17 protein-coding genes and 1 tRNA gene are annotated in these 18,629 nt (G+C 58.8%); 5 read left to right on the top strand and 13 right to left on the bottom strand.

What is annotated here, in order from left to right:
* Positions 1-22 precede the first annotated feature (22 nt).
* The 5 genes from CAF87_RS18430 to CAF87_RS18410 form a co-directional block, all read right to left on the bottom strand.
* Positions 23-1,042 carry a LacI family DNA-binding transcriptional regulator gene (locus tag CAF87_RS18430; protein WP_085732497.1) on the bottom strand — a complete coding sequence of 340 codons (1,020 nt, stop codon included), beginning with the start codon at positions 1,040-1,042 and terminating at the stop codon, positions 23-25.
* Positions 1,043-1,045: 3 nt separating this feature from the next.
* Positions 1,046-2,023: an ABC transporter permease gene (locus CAF87_RS18425; protein ID WP_025111208.1), complete on the bottom strand. Its 978-nt coding sequence runs from the start codon at positions 2,021-2,023 to the stop codon at positions 1,046-1,048.
* A complete protein-coding gene (locus CAF87_RS18420) occupies positions 2,020-3,573 on the bottom strand; it encodes a sugar ABC transporter ATP-binding protein (protein ID WP_085732496.1) in 1,554 nt (517 codons plus the stop codon). Before CAF87_RS18420 ends, CAF87_RS18425 begins: the two co-directional genes overlap by 4 nt.
* Positions 3,574-3,629: 56 nt before the next feature.
* Positions 3,630-4,589, bottom strand: a complete 960-nt coding sequence (locus tag CAF87_RS18415; protein ID WP_085712021.1) for a sugar ABC transporter substrate-binding protein — start codon at positions 4,587-4,589, stop codon at positions 3,630-3,632.
* 201 nt (positions 4,590-4,790) lie between these two features.
* Positions 4,791-5,240: a hypothetical protein gene (locus tag CAF87_RS18410; protein WP_085732495.1), complete on the bottom strand. Its 450-nt coding sequence runs from the start codon at positions 5,238-5,240 to the stop codon at positions 4,791-4,793.
* 348 nt (positions 5,241-5,588) lie between these two features.
* On the opposite strand from CAF87_RS18410, the gene CAF87_RS18405 reads away from it, so the two are divergent.
* The 3 genes from CAF87_RS18405 (at position 5,589) to CAF87_RS18395 (ending at position 7,841) form a co-directional block, all read left to right on the top strand.
* Positions 5,589-6,677: an asparaginase gene (locus tag CAF87_RS18405; RefSeq protein WP_085732494.1), complete on the top strand. Its 1,089-nt coding sequence runs from the start codon at positions 5,589-5,591 to the stop codon at positions 6,675-6,677.
* 179 nt (positions 6,678-6,856) lie between these two features.
* On the top strand, positions 6,857-7,147 hold the full coding sequence (locus CAF87_RS18400; protein WP_085732493.1) for a DUF1654 domain-containing protein: 291 nt from the start codon (positions 6,857-6,859) through the stop codon (positions 7,145-7,147).
* A gap of 4 nt (positions 7,148-7,151) precedes the next feature.
* Entirely contained in the window at positions 7,152-7,841 is a 690-nt protein-coding gene (locus tag CAF87_RS18395; protein WP_085732492.1) for an endonuclease, read from the top strand.
* A gap of 55 nt (positions 7,842-7,896) precedes the next feature.
* On the opposite strand, the gene CAF87_RS18390 is transcribed toward CAF87_RS18395, so the two are convergent.
* Together CAF87_RS18390 and CAF87_RS18385 are read right to left on the bottom strand one after the other, a co-directional pair.
* Positions 7,897-8,808, bottom strand: coding sequence for a siderophore-interacting protein (locus CAF87_RS18390; protein WP_085732491.1), 912 nt, complete (start codon positions 8,806-8,808; stop codon positions 7,897-7,899).
* A gap of 87 nt (positions 8,809-8,895) precedes the next feature.
* Complete coding sequence (locus CAF87_RS18385) at positions 8,896-9,264, bottom strand: penicillin-binding protein activator LpoB (protein WP_085732490.1); 369 nt, start codon at positions 9,262-9,264, stop codon at positions 8,896-8,898.
* A gap of 250 nt (positions 9,265-9,514) precedes the next feature.
* Here CAF87_RS18385 and csrA point away from each other — a divergent pair, with 250 nt between their 5' ends.
* Positions 9,515-9,709, top strand: a complete 195-nt coding sequence (csrA, locus tag CAF87_RS18380; RefSeq protein WP_003179932.1) for a carbon storage regulator CsrA — start codon at positions 9,515-9,517, stop codon at positions 9,707-9,709.
* Positions 9,710-9,932: 223 nt separating this feature from the next.
* Here the strand turns inward: csrA and CAF87_RS18375 are convergent, their stop codons facing one another.
* On the bottom strand, positions 9,933-10,388 hold the full coding sequence (locus tag CAF87_RS18375; RefSeq protein ID WP_085732489.1) for a DUF2214 family protein: 456 nt from the start codon (positions 10,386-10,388) through the stop codon (positions 9,933-9,935).
* Positions 10,389-11,357: 969 nt separating this feature from the next.
* Positions 11,358-11,434, bottom strand: a tRNA-Val gene (locus CAF87_RS18365).
* Between the two features lie 184 nt (positions 11,435-11,618).
* On the opposite strand from CAF87_RS18365, the gene CAF87_RS18360 reads away from it, so the two are divergent.
* Entirely contained in the window at positions 11,619-12,902 is a 1,284-nt protein-coding gene (locus CAF87_RS18360) for an FAD-binding oxidoreductase (protein WP_085732488.1), read from the top strand.
* A gap of 53 nt (positions 12,903-12,955) precedes the next feature.
* Here CAF87_RS18360 and CAF87_RS18355 read toward each other — a convergent pair whose 3' ends face one another.
* Genes CAF87_RS18355 through CAF87_RS18340 form a run of 4 tightly spaced genes read right to left on the bottom strand, consistent with a single transcriptional unit; the run spans position 12,956 to position 18,531 of the window.
* Positions 12,956-13,927 carry an XdhC family protein gene (locus tag CAF87_RS18355; RefSeq protein WP_085732487.1) on the bottom strand — a complete coding sequence of 324 codons (972 nt, stop codon included), beginning with the start codon at positions 13,925-13,927 and terminating at the stop codon, positions 12,956-12,958.
* 2 nt (positions 13,928-13,929) lie between these two features.
* Positions 13,930-15,165 (bottom strand): cytochrome c, encoded by a 1,236-nt coding sequence (locus tag CAF87_RS18350; RefSeq protein WP_085732486.1) that lies wholly within the window; start codon positions 15,163-15,165, stop codon positions 13,930-13,932.
* Between the two features lie 2 nt (positions 15,166-15,167).
* On the bottom strand, positions 15,168-15,707 hold the full coding sequence (locus tag CAF87_RS18345; RefSeq protein WP_039771584.1) for a (2Fe-2S)-binding protein: 540 nt from the start codon (positions 15,705-15,707) through the stop codon (positions 15,168-15,170).
* Positions 15,700-18,531, bottom strand: coding sequence for a xanthine dehydrogenase family protein molybdopterin-binding subunit (locus CAF87_RS18340; RefSeq protein ID WP_085732485.1), 2,832 nt, complete (start codon positions 18,529-18,531; stop codon positions 15,700-15,702). The genes CAF87_RS18345 and CAF87_RS18340 overlap by 8 nt, the downstream gene beginning before the upstream one ends.
* Positions 18,532-18,629 lie beyond the last annotated feature (98 nt).

Genomic DNA, 18,629 nt, shown 5'->3' with positions numbered 1-18,629 from the left:
ATCACTACTCATCAATTCGGTTTCAACGATATTCGGTAAACACACCGGGCAGCGGCGCAGTCGACTCTCGCAAGACAATACTTGGGGTCACGATCCGCTGATCAGTGGCCAGATCCGGGGTGGCAATTCTTCGCAGCAACACTTCCGCCGCCATTTCACCCAGCTGCAAGATCGATTGGCCAACAGTGGTCAGCGCCGGATAAACGTAACGGCTCATTTGAATATCGTCGAAGCCGATCACCGACAACTCCGCAGGCACGCGCACATTGCGCTCGGCAGCCGCCCGCAGCACACCAATGCCGATCATGTCGTTGCCAGCAAAGATTGCACTGGGAGGATTGCGCTCAAGCAGAACCGCAGCCGCGTTATAACCACCGGTGCTGGTGAAATCGCTCTCCAGCATCCGCGATGGCGGCACTTCAATACCTGCCTCTTTCATGGCGCGGCAAAATCCGGCCTGACGCATTTGCGCAACACTGGTGCTCGCCGGACCGCCAATGGTGGCGATATCACGATGTCCGAGTTCGATCAGGTGTCTTGTTGCCAGATAGGCGCCATATTCATGGTCGATGCGCACGAGATCGGCGTCCACCCCTTCCAGGCCCCGGTCAACGATCACCATCGGCGTCTTGACCCCGGCCAGACCTTGTACCAGGCCACTGTCACCGCCAGCGGAGGCGACGATCAAGCCATCGATACGCTTCTCCAGCAACACCCGAAGGTAACTGCGCTGCTTTTCCGGATTGTCGTCGGAGTTGCAGAGAATTACGCAGTAGCCATTACGCTCACAGTAATCCTCGATCCCCCGGGCCAACTCGGCAAAGTACGGGTTAAGACTGTTGGGCACCAGCAAGCCAATGGTGGCAGTGGTCTTGGCCTTCAGCGATCGGGCAACGGCGCTCGGCACGTAGTCGAGGCTTTTGATCGCCGCCTCGACTTTCAAGCGCACTTCCTGGCTCACCGGCCGGGTGTTGTTCACAACATGGGAGACGGTCGTGTAGGAAATTCCCGCGAGCGCCGCCACATCCTTGATTGTCGCCATGTCTCAGCCCCGCCGGCTTGCGCGTTGGCTGCGATACGTATCAAGCACTACCGCGATGACGATCACTGCGCCGGTGATGATGCGTTTGGTCGGCTCAGTTGCGCCGATCTGCGCCAGACCGGCCGCCAGGACGGAGATGATCAAGACCCCGAAGAATGTACTGATGACCGAACCACGGCCGCCCATCAGGCTGGTGCCGCCGATGACCACCGCAGCGATCACTTGCAGCTCGAGGCCTGAACCGGCATTCGGGTCGGCAGCTTCCAGGCGGGAAATCTGGAACAGCGCCGCGATACCGGCCAGCAGCCCCATCAGGCTGAACACCAGAATCTTGTAGGGCTTGGGATTGATGCCCGCCAGCCGCACCGCTTCCTCGTTGGTACCGATACCGATCAGGTAGCGACCGAACACGGTCCGGGTCAACACCGCCTGAGCAATGAAGATCACCAGCAAGGCAATGATGAACGACGGCGAAATACCAAAAGCGATCGGGTTCGACAGCCACGCGAACGAGTCACCGATGTAGGCCGTGCGCGAACCGGTCATCTGATAGGCCAGGCCCCGGGCCATTTCCAGCACACCGAGCGAAACGATGAACGACGGAATTCGCCACGCAACCGTGATCGAGCCAGTCACCGTGCCGGCCAGTGCCGCCACTGCCATGCCAAGCAGCGCAGCCGGCAAGACACTCCAGCCCCAGCCCAGGATCGCCACGCTGACAGTCGATGCCGCAAGCGCCAGCACCGAACCCACCGACAGGTCGATCCCGCCGATGATCAGCACGAAGGTCATGCCCACCGCCAACACCATCAGGTCGGGGATCTGGTTGGCCAGGGTGCTGAAGGTGTTGTACGACAGGAAGTGGCTGCTCATGACCGAGAACAGCGCAACCATCGCCAGCAAGGCACCGGCCAGGCCCAGGTAAGTACCCAGACCGTAGAAGTTGCCACTACGTTTACCGGCAGAAGATGCAGTTTTCATGGGAGATCCCTAGGCGCTGCTTCGTTGAGCAACGCATCACGTTTTTGGTAGCCGGCGAACGCGGCGGCAAGCAAGTCATCCTGGGTCCAGCTGTCGCGCTCGAACGTGTCGATCAGACGCCCCGCCGACAGCACCCCGATGCGGTCGCAAATCAGCATCAACTCGCGCAGGTCGCTGGAGACAACCACCAACGCCTTGCCCTGCCGGGTCAACTCGCCAAGCAGGTTATAAATGTCGAACTTGGCACCGACATCGATACCGCGGGTTGGCTCATCGAACAGCAACACCGAACAATCGCGCTCTAGCCAGCGGCCGATCACCACTTTCTGCTGATTACCGCCGGACAGTTCGGATACCAGTTGAGTCGGGCTCGAACTGCGGATACGCATGGCATCGATCTGCCGCTTGGCAAGGGAGATTTCGTCGCCATTGTTGACGAACCCACCGCTGGAAATCTCCGGCATATTGCCCAACGCGATGTTCGCACTGATCGATTGGCTCAGCAGCAGGCCTTCACCCTTTCGGTCTTCAGTGATCAGGGCAATGCCGTTACGCACAGCGTCGACCGGGGAGCGGATACTCACCACTTGCGCCGGTGAACCGAGGGCAACGCTGCCGCTGTCGGCGAGATCGGCGCCGAAGATCAGGCGCAGCAATTCCGTGCGCCCTGCTCCGATCAATCCGGAAATGCCGAAAATCTCACCGGCACGTACTTCGAAGGACACATCGCGCACCTTGTCGGAACGGGTGAGGCCTTTCACCGTCAACGCAGGAGCACCGATATTGCGCGGGCCCATGTCCATGTGTTCGCCCAGCTCGCGGCCAACCATCAGGGTGACCAACTGTTCGCTGTTGTAATTGGCCATCGGCTCGACGCAAACAAGATTGCCGTCACGCAGCACGGCAATACGCTGTGCAACTCGGGCCAGCTCTTCAAGACGGTGGGAGATATAGATGATCGCAACCCCGCGCGCCTGCAGCCGGGTGATCTGTTCGAAGAGCATTTCGACTTCGCGAGCGGTGAGCATCGCGGTCGGCTCGTCGAGAATCAGCACATGGCAATCGCCGATCAGGTTACGCGCGATCTCGACCATCTGCTGGTGACCGATACCCAGCTCGCCAACCAGCGTGTCGGGATCGATGGCATCCAGGCCGACTTGAGCCATGGCCTCGATGGCAGCCTTGCGCAGCTGTTTGCGACTGATCCAGCCACCGTTGCTTGGCAGGTTGTCGAGAAACAGGTTTTCCGCCACCGAAAGGGTCGGCAACAGATTAAGTTCTTGCATGACCATGCGCACGCCAAGCTCTTCGGCTTGGGTACGGCTGCCAGGGCGGTACTCCTTGCCCTGGAACTGCATCTGCCCGGTGGTCGGGGTCACCAGACCACCGATAATTTTCGACAGGGTACTTTTACCCGCACCGTTCTCGCCGGTCAGTGCCAGCACTTCACCGCGCATCAACGTCAAGTCGATGCCGGTGAGCACCGGCTGCGCATAGGTCTTACCGATACCGCTGACCGAGAGGACAGCGTTCGGGGCGGAAACTGACATAAAAAACTCTCCATGTGCTCGCCCGGACGGGCGAGCGCCATTGTGTCGCCGAAGGACTACTTCTTGGTGACCAGCTCGACCGGGGTTTCGATGACGCCGTTGGCGCCACTGTCGACTTTCTCGCCCTTGATGATTTTCAGCGCGGTCTCGATGCCGAACACGGCCTGCTTGGCGGCGAACTGATCGGCGGTTGCCAGGACACGACCATCCTGCAGCATCGGCTTGATGGCGTTGATGTTGTCGTAACCGACCACTTGTACCTGCCCCGCCTTGCCGGCAGCACGCACAGCGGAAACAGCGCCGACGGCCATGCTGTCGTTACCGGCCAGCAGTGCCTTGACGTCCGGGTACTCGCTGAGGATCGACGCGGCTACCTTGTTGCCCTTGTCGATTTCCCAATCGCCGGACTGCAGGGAGACAACCTTGATCTGCGCGGCTTCCATCGCATCCTTGAAGCCAGCGGTACGCTGCTGAGCGTTGGTCGTTGTGGAAACGCCTTCGATAATGCCGACTTCGTCACCGGCCTTCAGCTGTTTGGCCAGGTACTCGCCCACCAGACGTGCGCCCTTGCGGTTATCCGGTCCTACGAACGGTACGGAGATATTCTTGCTTTTGATGACGGCGGGATCGAGCTGGTTGTCGATGTTGATCACGGTGATGCCGGCGTCGACGGCTTTCTTGATCACAGGCACCATGGCCTTGGAGTCAGAAGGTGCGATGACCAGTGCATTGACCTTCGCCAGAATCATCTGCTCGACGATGCGGGTCTGGCCTGCTGTGTCGGTTTCGTCCTTGATGCCGTTGGAGATCAGGTCGAAATCGGCGGAGTGTTCTTTCTGGTAAGCCTTGGCGCCGTCTTCCATGGTGAGGAAGAATTCGTTGGCCAAAGACTTCATGACCAGTGCGACCTTGGGTTTTTCGGGGGACTCGGCGAAAGCCGAAGAGACAGGCAGTGCGGCGGATGCGGCAGCCAGCATGGCGACAGCGAGAAGACGTCCAGCGAATGGCAGCTTCATGGGTTCACTCCGATCTTATGATTATTGTGAGCAACGCTTGCGCTGGCGTAAGCTTCGTCGGCATCTTCCAGACAACAGGGTCTCAGGAAAGCCGCGCAAACGTTTGCGTAGACCGAACTATGCGAATCCTGCCAACGTTTGTCAACAATCAGAAATCGGTATTGATTGTAGGGCGAATCTGCAGATTCGCCCCTTAAGTGCTCAAGCCGTAGTGTTGACCACATTACCGGCGGAAGAACCTTTCGACATTTCCTTGACCAACGCGGCGGAGACTTCCAGCAGCGCACCGCTGGTTTGAGCGATCTCCCCCTGAACGGCCATGACCGCCTGCGACTTCGCTTCCGGAGTCGGATAGCTCGCAGCTTGCGCTGCAGCCAGGCGTTGCTGCTGCTCTTGCAATTGCTTCTGTAATTCTTGCATCCGCTTCAGCAGCATCTTTACGGTGATACTCAGGTTATCGCCCCCCCCTTCAGTCTTGCTGTCTTCTTGCGCGGGACCGCCGGTTCTGACCTGATTGCTCTCGGGTTCTTCTACGCCCAGCGCCTCGGCAGAAGCGTCCGCTTGCGCTTCATTCATCGCATTGATCGTTGCTGCGGTTTTGCCACCAATGGTGACGGCACCGGGGTTAGAAAAACCGATCGTCAGTGACATGTGAACTCCCTCAATTCCAGTTTCCTTGAACACCCATCGGCCTGCGAGAAGCTTTCTTTAGCAGAGAATGCAAATCCGGCAACCTCACTTGTCCTGCAAAAGATGTAGTCCTTTTCGGAGAGCCGAACGCGAAAGCCTCCAATGTTCGGAATACCGGATCAACAATTCAGCCCGGAACTCACCATTCCATAAAATCTTGATATAAATCATCAAGTTAAACATTTCTCTAACGCAAAGTACGGCTGGTACAGATCCTGCTCTTTCCCTGCACCCCTGGCATTCAGATCGGCCCGGGGCGCATCTAGATGAACCTGCACCAGCACCGTCTCACTACTAGAGAGAAAAATAATGAAATCTGCTTTCAAGACATTGGTTCCGGGCGCTTTGGCCCTAATGCTGCTCCTGCCCTCCGCCCTCCAGGCAAAAGAAGTCGAAACCCAGACCAAACTGGCCAACGTGGTGGTGCTCGCTACGGGCGGCACCATTGCCGGCGCTGGCGCCAGTGCCGCCAACAGCGCTACCTATCAGGCCGCCAAGGTCGGCATCGAGCAATTGATCGCCGGCATTCCCGAGCTGAGCAAACTGGCCAACGTGCGTGGCGAGCAAGTCATGCAGATCGCGTCGGAAAGCATCACCAATGAAAACCTGCTGCAACTGGGTCGCCGCGTCTCCGAGCTGGCCGACAGCAAAGACGTCGATGGCATCGTCATCACCCACGGCACCGACACCCTGGAAGAAACCGCCTACTTCCTGAACCTGGTGGAGAAAACCGACAAGCCGATCATCGTTGTCGGCTCGATGCGCCCAGGCACCGCCATGTCAGCGGACGGCATGCTCAACCTGTACAACGCCGTCGCCGTCGCCAGCAGCAAAGAAGCCCACGGTAAAGGCGTGCTGGTGACCATGAATGATGAAATCCAGTCCGGCCGCGATGTCAGCAAGATGATCAACATCAAGACTGAAGCATTCAAGAGTCCATGGGGCCCGCTGGGCATGGTGGTCGAAGGCAAATCCTATTGGTTCCGCTTGCCAGCCAAGCGCCACACCATGGATTCGGAATTTGATATCAAGAACATCAAGAGCCTTCCTGACGTAGAAATCGCTTATTCCTACGGCAATGTCGGCGACACCGCCTACAAAGCCCTGGCCCAGTCCGGCGCCAAAGCCATCATCCACGCCGGCACCGGCAATGGTTCGGTGTCTTCCCGTGTCGTCCCGGCCCTGCAGGCTCTGCGCAAGGATGGCGTTCAGATCATTCGTTCTTCCCACGTCAATGCCGGCGGCTTCGTACTGCGTAACGCCGAACAGCCTGACGACAAGTACGACTGGGTCGTGGCCCATGACCTGAACCCACAGAAGGCCCGTATCCTGGCAATGGTCGCCCTGACCAAAACCAACGACAGCAAAGAGCTGCAACGGATGTTCTGGGAGTACTGATTCACCCTCGCCCGGTCAGATCTCGGCCTGGCACCCGCCTCACCACTCGCCGTCCTGGCGGGTGGTGCAATTACCTACACCAGCCCTGCCTCCTTCCTGCACAAAAAATCCGGATGAGCCACATCAAAACCGGAAAACCGTTGTCAGAGGATTTTCTTGATTTTTAAGCAGTTGCGAAAATGCTTACAGTTAAATACTGTATGCACGTACAGCTTAATAAGGATAACCTCGTGGCCTCCTCCTCTGATGCTCCCGATGCTTACGAACGCATGGGCATGCGTGTTCAAAAGATCATCAACTCCCCCACCGCACAAAAAGCCAAAGCCGCTCTGATCTTCCGTCTCCCGGATGAACCGGTGGATGAGTGGGAGCGCCTGCTGGAAGAGATTGACGAGAACGACAACGTCACCCTCGCCTATCGAGACGATGGTGGCGTGCAGATTTTCTGGGTTGTACCGAAGGAAGATTGACTCAATGATTGTCCGTTTTTTTGCTTTGCTTTTACTGCTCATTTCTCTAGGCGCCCACGCTGGCGCGCCCCGCACATTCAACGAGGCCAAGAAGGTCGCCTGGAAGCTGTACGCCCCACAATCCACCGAGTTTTATTGCGGGTGCAAATACACGGGCAACAAGGTCGACCTGGCCGCTTGCGGTTATGTACCGCGTAAAAATGCCAAGCGCGCCTCCCGCATTGAGTGGGAACACATTGTTCCGGCCTGGGAGTTCGGCCATCAGCGCCAGTGCTGGCAGGACGGCGGACGCAAGAATTGCACACGCTATGACCCGAGCTACCAGAAAGCCGAAGCCGACCTGCACAACTTGGTACCCAGCATCGGCGAGGTCAATGGTGATCGCAGCAACTTCAGTTACGGTTGGCTACCGGTCGAAAAGGGTCAGTATGGCTCCTGCCTGACCCAAGTCGACTTCAAGGCGAAGAAGGTCATGCCCCGCCCTTCGATTCGCGGCATGATCGCTCGCACCTATTTCTACATGAGCAAACAATACGGCTTGCGCCTGTCGAAGCAGGATCGCCAATTGTATGAAGCGTGGGACAAGACGTACCCGGTGCAAGACTGGGAGCGCCAGCGCAATCAGAGCGTGGCGTGCGTGATGGGTCGCGGCAACGAGTTTGTCGGGCCGGTGAACATGAAAGCCTGCGGCTGATCGTTCGCATAAAAGAAAAGGCCTCGCGCTGCAAGCTCGAGGCCTTTTTTTGTGGTTAGCTGCCGGGCTTGTTGTAACGCCAGTAGCCCATCAGATTGAGTGATTCGCGAGGAATACCGCGCTCCTTGATCAGGTATCGGCGCAAATTCATGACCGCAGCCGACTCACCGGCGATCCAGCCATAAAAACCGTCAGTAGCGGTTTCAGCGAGTTCCCAGAGAATCTCCTGATCGATATCGACGTCAGCCAGCTCTATAGCCTGATTGACCATCGATGCCTCGACAGGTAGCGCCGCCTTTCGCACCGCCTCCACCATCAGCGTCCCGGCAACCATCGCACCCGCCTGCTCTCGGATCAACCACTGCACCGAAAGGCCAGGCCAGTCCGGGACTGCAAGCATGTCCTGAGCACTGTCGACCTCGAAGAACACTTGAGTCTGGGGTGGCTGTACAAGCGCTGCCAGCTCCTCGAGAATCCCCATCGCGGCGGGCAATGCTGTCGAGTCGGCGACCAACAAGAGTTGTTGAAGGGTTTGCGGCGGCTTCCATTCAAAGCCACCCGCCTCCTCAGCCGAAAACCGGCTGTCGGGCCCCAGAATTTGCATCGACTCGCCAGGCTGCGCTCGAAGAGCCCAGCGAGAAGCCGGCCCGGTTTCGCCATGCAGTACAAAGTCGATGTCGACTTCGCCCCGATCGGCACGCAAATGACGAATGGTGTAGGTGCGCATCGCCGGGCGTCGATCCGCCAGCATTGAGCGGAAACGAGCGTACCAACCCTCACCCTGAGAGAGCCCGGCTGGCGAACCGTCCGCGGCCGGGAAAAACAGTTTGACGCGCTGATCAGGCGCCCAGGTTGCCATCTCGGCAACAGCCTCGCTGGCGAGCGTGATCCGCATGAGGTGCGGACTCAACTGATGCTTATGACGTAAAACAACGTCGAACAACTTGTAGGGACTGGCGGAGGCCATGCGGAGCTCCTTCTGAGAATCTTCGGTGACTCCTGTAAAAACGAATCACATCGGACACCCTTTAGTCAGCTCCGCTGAAAGGAATGTTTACTGTGCTGCGGTACGTTCGATCACAAGCGTCTCGATGTTCTGTTTTTTCGCCTTGATCAGCGCCGCATTCACATCAGCCTGTTTCGCTTCGGCTTCGGCCCTGGAGTTGAATGGTCCCAAAAGGATCCGGGTCTTTCCGCTGGCATCCTTGATGACATTGGCGATAAACGCATGCTCGATCAACCAGCCGCTCAGATCACTGACGGCTTGAGGTGTTTCGCCGCGCACCTCCAGATCCCATTGCGGCCCGGAGACGGCTGCCGGCGCTGTCACCGCTACGGATTTTGACCTTTGCGCATCCACGCTCCTGCCTTCACCACATCCCGCCAATGCCAGTGCTGCGACCAACCAGACCAATTTGCGCACAACGCTTCCCTCTGAATTCTTGAAAGGGGGATCTTAACATTCGCGAATACTTTCAGAGCCCAGCAAAATGGGCACAAAACTACGAGATTGATGATTGCCGCACCTGTATAGTTACGCGCTGGGAATTAATGCCACATCTGCGCGTCAGAAAGAGGCACCCAAACCGTGAGACTTCGCACTAATCTATACGTACCACCGACCTCTGCACTGTCTGAATCAGGTGCCCTACAAAGCAATCAAGGAGAAGACCATGCTGATACTCACCCGCAAAGTCGGTGAAAGCATAAACATTGGTGATGACATTACGATCACCATCCTCGGCGTAAGCGGCCAGCAGGTTCGCATCGGCATCAACGCGCCAAAGAACGTTGCCGTACACCGCGAAGAGATCTACCAGCGCATTCAGGCTGGCCTGACCGCACCGGACAAGCCACAAACCCCCTGAGCCCTTTCGCAGTCAGTAGCCAGTCTGTTCACCCTCGCGTCATGACTGGCTAAAGATCCGAGCGCCGTATTGCCATCCACCCCCCCACCTCATTGGTGACGGCGCAGGCTATTTCCCCTCCTGCTGCAACTCCCTCCCCCCCCTTCTTCGCAACCGATACTAACCATCATTTCAATGGCTGGCTGTCGGACGTTTCCGAATAAAAGCAGGGAATCGCGCCCGCCTAGCCGAACGTCACCCCACGCGCCATCCCGGTGGCCGCTATCACCATCAGAACCAACAACAGCGCCTCGGCATGACTGATTCGTGCAAATACCTTGGCCCGCCCAGTCTCGAGGGGAGTTCCGCGTGCCTGACCGACGCGCCATTTGATCAACGTAATCATCGGTGCAAGCTCCAGAAGCAGAATCAGCACAAACAGCGTCATCTTCAAATGGAACAGCGGCTGATGCAGATAGTAATCGGCGCCCTTTTCGTAACCGCCAAAAGCTCGCATGCCACCCGTGATCAGCAGCACCAGCGCAGATATCCCCCATAGATTGTCAGCGAGCAGAACCCGCCGAACCTCACCAGTCCCAGCAGCCAGGCGGCTGAATGCCGTTCCGCGTGTCAGGACGGCCCAGAACCCCAGGGCAAATGCCAGCAGATGAACCGCAGCAAGAAACCAATGGACCAGCATCGATGACCCCCCGTCAGACTGAGATGAAAAATCGGCCAGACAGTAGTAGTCGAAAAAGTGTGGACTTGCCCGATGCCGCGCCAGAAAGGCGCACGGGTTTAGAGCGTCGGCAGGACGAAAGCCTGGGGGGAGGTAAATCGCAGGCAAAAAAAATCCCAAGCAGCTGATGGAAGCTTGGGATTTAAAAATGCATAAACCGTGGTGGTGAACGCGGGGCGGATAATACTGATTTTCTCAGTATGTAACAACGTATTTTTGATAACCGGATAGTTAAAAAAAACCGTAACCCCTTAAATATCCACACTTTTTAAATGGACGCCAAGGCTTTCGGCGACGAACGGCGGTACGACTATCACGAAACCGCAACCCAATGCCGACACGCGCTTAACTCAAGAACTTGACGAAAATGAGCTCGGGATCGCCCGGATCAAGATTCTCCACCATTCCGCTGAGTCGATAACCAAGACCTGCCAGAAGCTGTCGCATCGGCAAGTTGGACACATTGGTCGAGGTAAAGATCTTTTCCGCCGAGGAGTGGCACTCCATACAGCTCACAATTTGCCGACCTGCGCCGGAGCGCCTGATCTCACTGGAGACAACCACAAGAGGAATAAACCATTCCCCAAAAAACTTCTATCCAGGCAACCATAGCCGATGGGAGCACCAGGATCGTTCCGCTCGCAGACAACCCAACACTCCCCCGCCTGGACAGCCCTCGCAATGTATTTTCGGCGGCCGTCATCTCTTCCGGCGACAGGATCAATCTGCAACAGGCTTTCGATATCGCCCCGGATGGCTTGTCTGACTTGGCGACTCACGCACTCCCCCCTCACAGATGACGTTCGCCGCAGTGTAGCCGTCATGAACCGAGCTGATGCTTCAGGGCCGGGCTTTACAAATCGCAGACAACAAAAAAGGGCCCACCTTTCGGTGAGCCCTTCCAGACCGCCCAGCAGAGCGGATTTTGTTTGGTAGGCGCGATTGGACTCGAACCAACGACCCCCACCATGTCAAGGTGGTGCTCTAACCAACTGAGCTACGTGCCTGCTGTGAGGCGGCATTCTACGGAATTCCGGAGGGGTGTCAACACCTTTTTTTCACCTAACCCTATGAATATGCAAAATATTTAATTTCGACCCATCGCAAGAAGATTTCCCGGTGGCTGGCGGAGGTTTTTCAACTCGGGTAGGATCGTCGCACTCGTAAAATATATTAAACAGAGGCTGCAGGATGGCGAACACCCCTTACCCAGAGTCTTATTACGCTGCGTCGGCCAACGCCGTACCGCCACGTCCTGCCCTGCAGGATGACGTGGAGACGGATGTCTGTGTGATCGGCGCTGGCTATACGGGACTTTCCTCGGCCCTGTTCGTGCTGGAGAACGGTTTCCGCGTGACCGTGCTGGAAGCCGCCAAGGTCGGCTTCGGTGCATCGGGACGCAACGGCGGGCAAATCGTCAACAGCTACAGCCGTGACATCGACGTGATCGAACGCAGTGTCGGCCCGAAGCAGGCTCAGTTGCTCGGGCAGATGGCGTTCGAGGGCGGCCGGATCATTCGTGATCGCGTCAGCAAGTACAACATCCAGTGCGACTTGAAAGACGGCGGCGTATTCGCGGCCCTGTCGGCCAAGCAGATGGGCCACCTGGAATCACAGAAGCGCCTGTGGGAACGCTTCGGCCACACTCAACTTGAACTGCTCGATCAGCGCCGCATCCGCGAAGTGGTAGCCTGCGATCAATACGTCGGCGGCATGCTCGACATGAGCGGCGGCCACATCCACCCGCTGAATCTGGCACTTGGCGAAGCCTCTGCCGTGGAATCTCTGGGTGGCACTATCTATGAACAGTCTCCGGCCGTGCGCATCGAACGCGGCGCCAACCCGGTCGTGCATACACCAAAGGGCAAGGTCAGGGCCAAATTCATTATCGTTGCCGGCAACGCCTACTTGGGCAACCTGGTACCGGAACTGGCAGCCAAGTCGATGCCGTGCGGCACTCAGGTCATCACCACCGAACCGCTCGGCGATGAACTGGCGAAATCCCTGCTGCCACAGGACTACTGCGTCGAGGACTGCAATTATCTGCTCGATTATTACCGCCTCACTGGCGACAAACGGCTGATCTTCGGCGGCGGCGTGGTGTACGGCGCGCGGGATCCGGCGAATATCGAGGCGATCATCCGCCCGAAAATGCTCAAGGCTTTCCCGCAACTCAAGGACGTTAAGATCGACTACGCCTGGACCGGCAATTTCCTGCTGACCCTGTCGCGTCTGCCTCAGGTCGGGCGCCTGGGCGACAACATCTATTATTCTCAGGGCTGCAGTGGCCACGGCGTTACCTACACGCACCTGGCCGGCAAAGTACTGGCCGAGGCGCTACGTGGACAAGCCGAGCGCTTCGATGCATTTGCCGACCTGCCGCACTACCCGTTCCCAGGCGGGCAACTGCTGCGCACACCGTTTGCCGCGCTGGGCGCGTGGTATTACGGACTGCGCGACAAGCTCGGCTTCTGATGCGCAAAAAAAAGGGCCGCTGAAAAGCGGCCCTTTTTTACATTCAGCACAGATTACAACTGATCCCGCGCAATCCCGCTACGAATCCGCAGGATATCCGCGAGCACCGCCAAAGCGATTTCCGACGGCGTCTTGCTGCCCAGGTTAAGACCGATCGGCGCATGAATCCGCGCCAGCTCGTCATCTCCCAATCCGCCAATCCGGCGCAAACGCTCGAAGCGCTTCTGCGACGTCTGCTGCGAGCCCATGACGCCGATGTAGAAAGCCTCTGTACGCACCGCTTCCATCATCGCCAGATCGTCGATACGCGGATCATGGGTCAACGCCACCACCGCCGTATCACGGTGACAGCCGCCATCGGCGATGAACACCGACGGCAGTTGCCGGCGAATTTCCACGCCATTAAGCACCACGCCTTCCAGCACTTCATCACGTGGGTCGCAAAGAATCACCTCGAAACCGAGAGCCACTGCGAATTCCGCACACGCCTGTGCCACGCTGGAATACCCCGCCAGCAGCAAACGCTGGGCAGCGCCGATACGAATCCGTACCCGATCGATTTCACGCTCGATCCGCGCACCCTGCTCGTGATCGGCAAACAGGCTACGCGCGCCGGTCGCCAGATCGACCTCGCGAATCAACCGGCGCTGACCCAGCAATGCCGATTCAAGCTCACGCAGATGCGCCTGCACATCGCAGTCGGCGTCAAATTTCTCTACCAGCACATCGAGAATGCCGCCACAAGGCAGGCTGACCCGCGAGCGCGGATCGTCACCTTCGCCATAACGCACGACGTTGATTGCATCGAAAAATGCACCTTCGGCGACGCGCTCGAGAAAATCTTCCTCGACGCAACCACCGGACAGCGACCCGATCCACTGGCCGTTGTCGTCCACCGCCAGCAGCGAACCCGGCGCACGAGGCGCCGAGCCGTAGGTCGTCAGCACGGTGCAAAGCCAGATGCGTCGCCCCGCTGCCGACCACTCCAACGCCCGCCGCACAACCTGCAGATCGAGATGCTGCATGATCAGTGCACCTTGCGCTCGATAGACGGAGCGTCAGCCTGAAGCTTCTGCACATCGCCCACCGCCAGTTCAGCAGATTGACCACCCCAACCCTGACGGAGGTAGTTCAGCAGATCGGTCAGTTGTTCGGCACTGAGCTTGTCGGCAAAACCCGGCATCGGCTGCATATGTTCGAATCCGGCGAATTTCTGTTCGCCGATACCGTCCTCGATCACTCGAACCAGATTGCGCGGGTCTTCCAGACGCAGCGTGGTATTGCCGCGCATGGCCACCGCGATATGCGGCTTGCCTTCGCCACCGGCCGCGTGACAGCCGGCGCAGACGTTCAAGTATTCCTGACGGCCGCGTTGAGCGCTGGCACTGAGTTTCTCTACTGGCACATCGTTCAGCTCTTTCGCTGCCGGCGGCTTGTCGCCGAGCAGGAAGGTTGCCATCGCCGCCAGATCCGGATCATTCAGGCCCTGGGTGCTGTTGTGGAACACCGGGAACATCTCGTTGAACATCGTGCCTTGGGCGCTCATGCCGTGTTTGAGGAACGTGCTCAGGTCCTGTTGATTCCAGCCGCGAGCCGCCAGATCCGTCGCCAGCAGGCTCGGTGCCAGGTAGCCGTTGAGGATGCCGCCGGTCAGGCGTTTGTCCAGTTGCATCGCGCCAGGCAAGCCGCGTGGCGTGTGGCATTCGCCGCAATGACCGAGCACTTCGACCATGTACTGGCCGTGCTTCCAGGCGTCGCTTTTACCTTCGGCCGGCTCCAGCTTCAAGGCTTTGCCGTACATCATGTTCCAGCCCATCAGGCCCGGACGCACGTTGAACGGAAAGCTCAGGCTCGTCACCGGCGCGGCGCGCTCGATCGGCTCGATGGTTTTCAGATACGCATGAATCGCATCCGAATCCGCACGCGGCATCAAGTGATACGAGGTGTACGGCATCGCCGGGTACAGATTGGCGCCGTCGCGACGCTTGCCTTCGGTGAGCGCGGCGAAGAACTCTTCATCGGTGTAGAGACCGATGCCGTGCTCCTTGCTTGGAGTGATGTTGGTGCCGTAGATCGTGCCGAACGGCGACACGATCGGCAGGCCGCCGGCAAACGGCGCGCCGCCTGGTGCTGTATGGCAAGCCATGCAGTCGGCGGCGCGGGCGAGGTATTCGCCGCGCTTGACCTGATCATCTGCATGCGCCGCCAGCACAGGCACGGCAAACCCGACCGCCAGGGTCAGGCGGGTCAATAAACGCTTCATGCTTAACCCTCCTTGACCAGGCCGAGATCGGTCAGCACGTTGCGTGTGGCGTTGTAGTAACGCACATACCCGGTGCAACGGCAGATGTGATGGCCGAGGCTGTCCTCGATGACTTGTTCCAGTTTGCTTTTGACGATCGGCTGGCGTTGCAGCTTTTCCACCAGCACGGTCGCGGCGTTGACGAAGCCCGGTGCGCAGTAGCTGCACTGGAAAGCAAATTCGTCGACGAAACGCTGCTGGATCGGGTTCAGCTCGGTGACCTGGCCTTGCTCGTCACGCTTGGCGTGGCCTTCGATGGTGCGGACTTTCTTGCCCTCGAAGTAATGCGCGCCGGTGATGCAGGTGCGCACTTCCTCGCTGGTGCCGTCCGGGTTGTCGACGATCACCACACAGGCGTGGCAGATGCCCTGGCCGCAGCCCAGGCGCGAGCCGGTGAGGTTCTTGTATTCGTGCAGGTAATCGATCATCGGCAGGTCATCAGGGATGTCCACCGGGCCGACGGATTGACCGTTGAGGGTCAGTTGAAGCGGACGGTTAGCCATTGAGGGCCTCCTTGATGCGCGCAGCAGTGATTGGAAGATCGCGGACACGTTTGCCGATGGCGTGGGCCACGGCGTTACCGATGGCACCGACCACCGGGATCATCACCACTTCGGCGATGCCTTTTGACGGGTCGCTTGGGGACAGCGGCGGCAGGATTTCCGACGTCTGCTTCCACACCGCCACATGGCGCGCCATCGGCAGGCGATAACGGTTGAAGTTCCAGTCACCCTCCCCCGGCCCGCCTTCGTACAGCGGCATCTCTTCCATCAAGGCGTGACCGATGCCCATGGCGATCCCGCCTTCGAGCTGGCCACGAACCAGTTCTTCAACCAGCACCCGACCGCACTCCAGCCACGAGTGATGGTTGAGCACTTCGACTTCTGCCGAACCTTTGTTGACCTTCAGCTCGACCAGCGTTGCGACCGGGCTGTAGTAGGTCACGGCGGCGTTATTCAGTTGAACCACCGGATAGGCGATGTTCTGCCGATCCAGCAGGTGGAAACCGGCACTGGTCATCTGTGCCTTTTTCGCTTTTGGCGCACCATCACCGTATTTCACCGCCAGACCGTCGAGCGGCAGACGTTCGCGCACGCCGTCGATGCTGTATTCGGCTTCTGCCCAGCTCCAGCGGTTGAAACCGTGAACCGTGGCGCCAGTGACCAGACCGCGCTCGTGCGCACGCTTGGCCAACTCTTCGAAGGTCAGTGGCTGCATGCCGTTGGCGGTCAGTTTGCCGTCAACCCAATGCGCATCTTCGCGACGCACCACGTAAGAATTGGCCTGGCCGCCGTACGGACCCTGACGCCAGATCTCCAGCGCTGCAGGCCACAGACCGTGGTTGAATAGCACGCGCGCCGCTTCACGGGTGGCGTGGCTGAAGTAGTAGGCAGAGTTGGTCGCGGACGACGCGGAAGCCAGCTTGCCGACCCAACGCGGGTTACGCAGGAAGTTGTCCTGCTCGGCCTGGCTCATGATGTAAGGGTTGCCGGCGGTCACCAGCTGCATTTCCTTCCATTCGGTTTCGCCCGTCTTCACGTCGTGCGCCGGGCTGCCGAGGAAATCGGCGACCACCAGGGCTTGCGAAGTGGACATGCCGGTACCGATCTCGATACCGATGTGACGCAGGGAAATGCGTCCTTCAGCGGTGAACTCGATGCTGGCCATCGGCGCTTCGGAACCGGTGCCGAAGTCTTTCTGGCAAATGGCGAAACCCACGCCATACCAGTTGTCCGGGTCTGCTGCTTCACGCTGTTTCTTGATTGCGTCGCGGTTTTTCCAGACTTCGTGCAGCGAAGCCTTGTCGAGAATCTCGTGCAGGCGCAAGGCACCGGCCGGGATCGCGCCCTGGGTGTTTTTCATTCCCGAACGCAGTGCGTTCTTGCGGCGCAGATCGATGGCATCGACACCAAGGCGATCGGCGATTTCGTCGACCATCATTTCGGTGGAGGCCATGCTCTGCAGCGTGCCGTAACCACGCATCGAACCCGCTTCAACGGCGCGGGAATGGTAAGCAGTGACCTGCAGGTCGTTCTGCGGCATGTAGTAGATCGACTGCGCCGCAGTGGCGCCAACAGCGGCCACCGACGGGCTGTAGTTGATCCGGCCGCCACCATCGACGCTCATTTCGGCGCGGAAAATCTTGAAGCTGTGGTCGGTCTTGTCCACCGCCAACTGGTAGCGAATGTCGAACGGGTGACGCTTGATGCCGCTCTGGAACTGCTCGTAGCGGTCGTTGGCCAGGCGAATCGGCACACCTGCGCCGTACAACGCTGCCAGGGCCGCGTAGTAGACGAAAATGTTGTGGTCCTTGGAACCGTAACCGACGGTGTAACCCGGGTGCATGTTCAGGTTGGCCAGGCCGAAGCGCGACGGCGAGATCATCTTCGCGGTCTCGGTTGCCGCTTCCAGCGGGCACTGGGTGGCAACGACGAAGTGCAGGGTCTTGGTGGCCGGGTCGTACCAGCCGTTGCCGTTGTCCGGTTCCATCGCGGCCGGTTCGATCGACGGGGTCTTGTAGCGCTCGTCGAACACCAGCCAGTTGTCCGGTGGGGTGTCGATCTCTTTCTTCATGCGGTCGGCGTAAAACAGGCCGCGCTCGGTCAGATTGCCGTGCAGGTTCGGCTGGGAATTCCACACCGGACGACGGTTTTTCAGCATCGGGAACAGGATCGAGTCCTTGAGGCTGGCAAACTCGTCTTCATCCGCCGACGTCGGGCCACCGACGCGCACGTAGCGGAAGCTGCCATAGGGGTCGCCTTCGTAGAACGGTACTTGAGCACCGTAACGAATCGCTTTGTCATTGAATTTGAGTTTGTTCTTGGCCTGGCGGAACCGCTCGAAGTCGTTCCAGATCAGGATAGCCACCGGGTGACCGATGAACATCGGTACCTTGCCCTCAGGCAGCAGAGGATCCGGGGCGTGCTCCTCAGGGAACACGATACCGTCCTTGTCCAGGTCGGCAGCGGTGACGATGCGGTCAGGCTGCAGATCAGCGCCGAGCCACGACAGGTCATAGCCGTCGTAGATGCGGTCGGCCTTGATGGTTTTCAGCAACATGGCGTGGCCCTGTTGCTGGGGCCAGCCCGGCATGTCCTTGGAACGGATGTCGCGGGCAAACACTTTGCTGCCGCAGACCTTGGACAAGGCATCGTTACGCTGGCGCACCTTGCCGTTGTTGCCGAGCCATTGCTCGGACGGCACGGTCACGCTGTTTTCCATCAAGGCAGCCAGCGCCTGACTGCTGAGCGGCGTGAGCGTAACGCTCACACCCGCCACCAGCCCGCCCTGAAGGAACGAGCGCCGGGATATTTCACGGTTGGACATGGATCATCCTCTGGGCGGTTATGGATCCGCCCTTCTGGTTATCTACTGGGAATCTCGAGTCTTGCAGAAGCCCTTTTTGGCTAAACAAAGGGCGTGAT

The organism is Pseudomonas sp. R38(2017), assembly GCF_002112395.1.
Lineage (GTDB): Bacteria > Pseudomonadota > Gammaproteobacteria > Pseudomonadales > Pseudomonadaceae > Aquipseudomonas.
This window is presented reverse-complemented; position numbering and strand designations above follow the sequence as displayed.

What these genes read in the sequence shown, in the direction of transcription:
- CAF87_RS18350 (WP_085732486.1), bottom strand. Translation starts at nt 15,165, where the DNA reads ATGAAGCGTTTATTGACCCGCCTGACCCTGGCGGTCGGGTTTGCCGTG.
- CAF87_RS18345 (WP_039771584.1), bottom strand. Translation starts at nt 15,707, where the DNA reads ATGGCTAACCGTCCGCTTCAACTGACCCTCAACGGTCAATCCGTCGGC.
- CAF87_RS18430 (WP_085732497.1), bottom strand. Translation starts at nt 1,042, where the DNA reads ATGGCGACAATCAAGGATGTGGCGGCGCTCGCGGGAATTTCCTACACG.
- CAF87_RS18420 (WP_085732496.1), bottom strand. Translation starts at nt 3,573, where the DNA reads ATGTCAGTTTCCGCCCCGAACGCTGTCCTCTCGGTCAGCGGTATCGGT.
- CAF87_RS18410 (WP_085732495.1), bottom strand. Translation starts at nt 5,240, where the DNA reads ATGTCACTGACGATCGGTTTTTCTAACCCCGGTGCCGTCACCATTGGT.
- CAF87_RS18405 (WP_085732494.1), top strand. Translation starts at nt 5,589, where the DNA reads ATGAAATCTGCTTTCAAGACATTGGTTCCGGGCGCTTTGGCCCTAATG.
- CAF87_RS18400 (WP_085732493.1), top strand. Translation starts at nt 6,857, where the DNA reads ATGCTTACAGTTAAATACTGTATGCACGTACAGCTTAATAAGGATAAC.
- CAF87_RS18415 (WP_085712021.1), bottom strand. Translation starts at nt 4,589, where the DNA reads ATGAAGCTGCCATTCGCTGGACGTCTTCTCGCTGTCGCCATGCTGGCT.
- CAF87_RS18340 (WP_085732485.1), bottom strand. Translation starts at nt 18,531, where the DNA reads ATGTCCAACCGTGAAATATCCCGGCGCTCGTTCCTTCAGGGCGGGCTG.
- CAF87_RS18360 (WP_085732488.1), top strand. Translation starts at nt 11,619, where the DNA reads ATGGCGAACACCCCTTACCCAGAGTCTTATTACGCTGCGTCGGCCAAC.
- CAF87_RS18355 (WP_085732487.1), bottom strand. Translation starts at nt 13,927, where the DNA reads ATGCAGCATCTCGATCTGCAGGTTGTGCGGCGGGCGTTGGAGTGGTCG.
- CAF87_RS18425 (WP_025111208.1), bottom strand. Translation starts at nt 2,023, where the DNA reads ATGAAAACTGCATCTTCTGCCGGTAAACGTAGTGGCAACTTCTACGGT.
- CAF87_RS18390 (WP_085732491.1), bottom strand. Translation starts at nt 8,808, where the DNA reads ATGGCCTCCGCCAGTCCCTACAAGTTGTTCGACGTTGTTTTACGTCAT.
- CAF87_RS18395 (WP_085732492.1), top strand. Translation starts at nt 7,152, where the DNA reads ATGATTGTCCGTTTTTTTGCTTTGCTTTTACTGCTCATTTCTCTAGGC.
- CAF87_RS18375 (WP_085732489.1), bottom strand. Translation starts at nt 10,388, where the DNA reads ATGCTGGTCCATTGGTTTCTTGCTGCGGTTCATCTGCTGGCATTTGCC.
- csrA (WP_003179932.1), top strand. Translation starts at nt 9,515, where the DNA reads ATGCTGATACTCACCCGCAAAGTCGGTGAAAGCATAAACATTGGTGAT.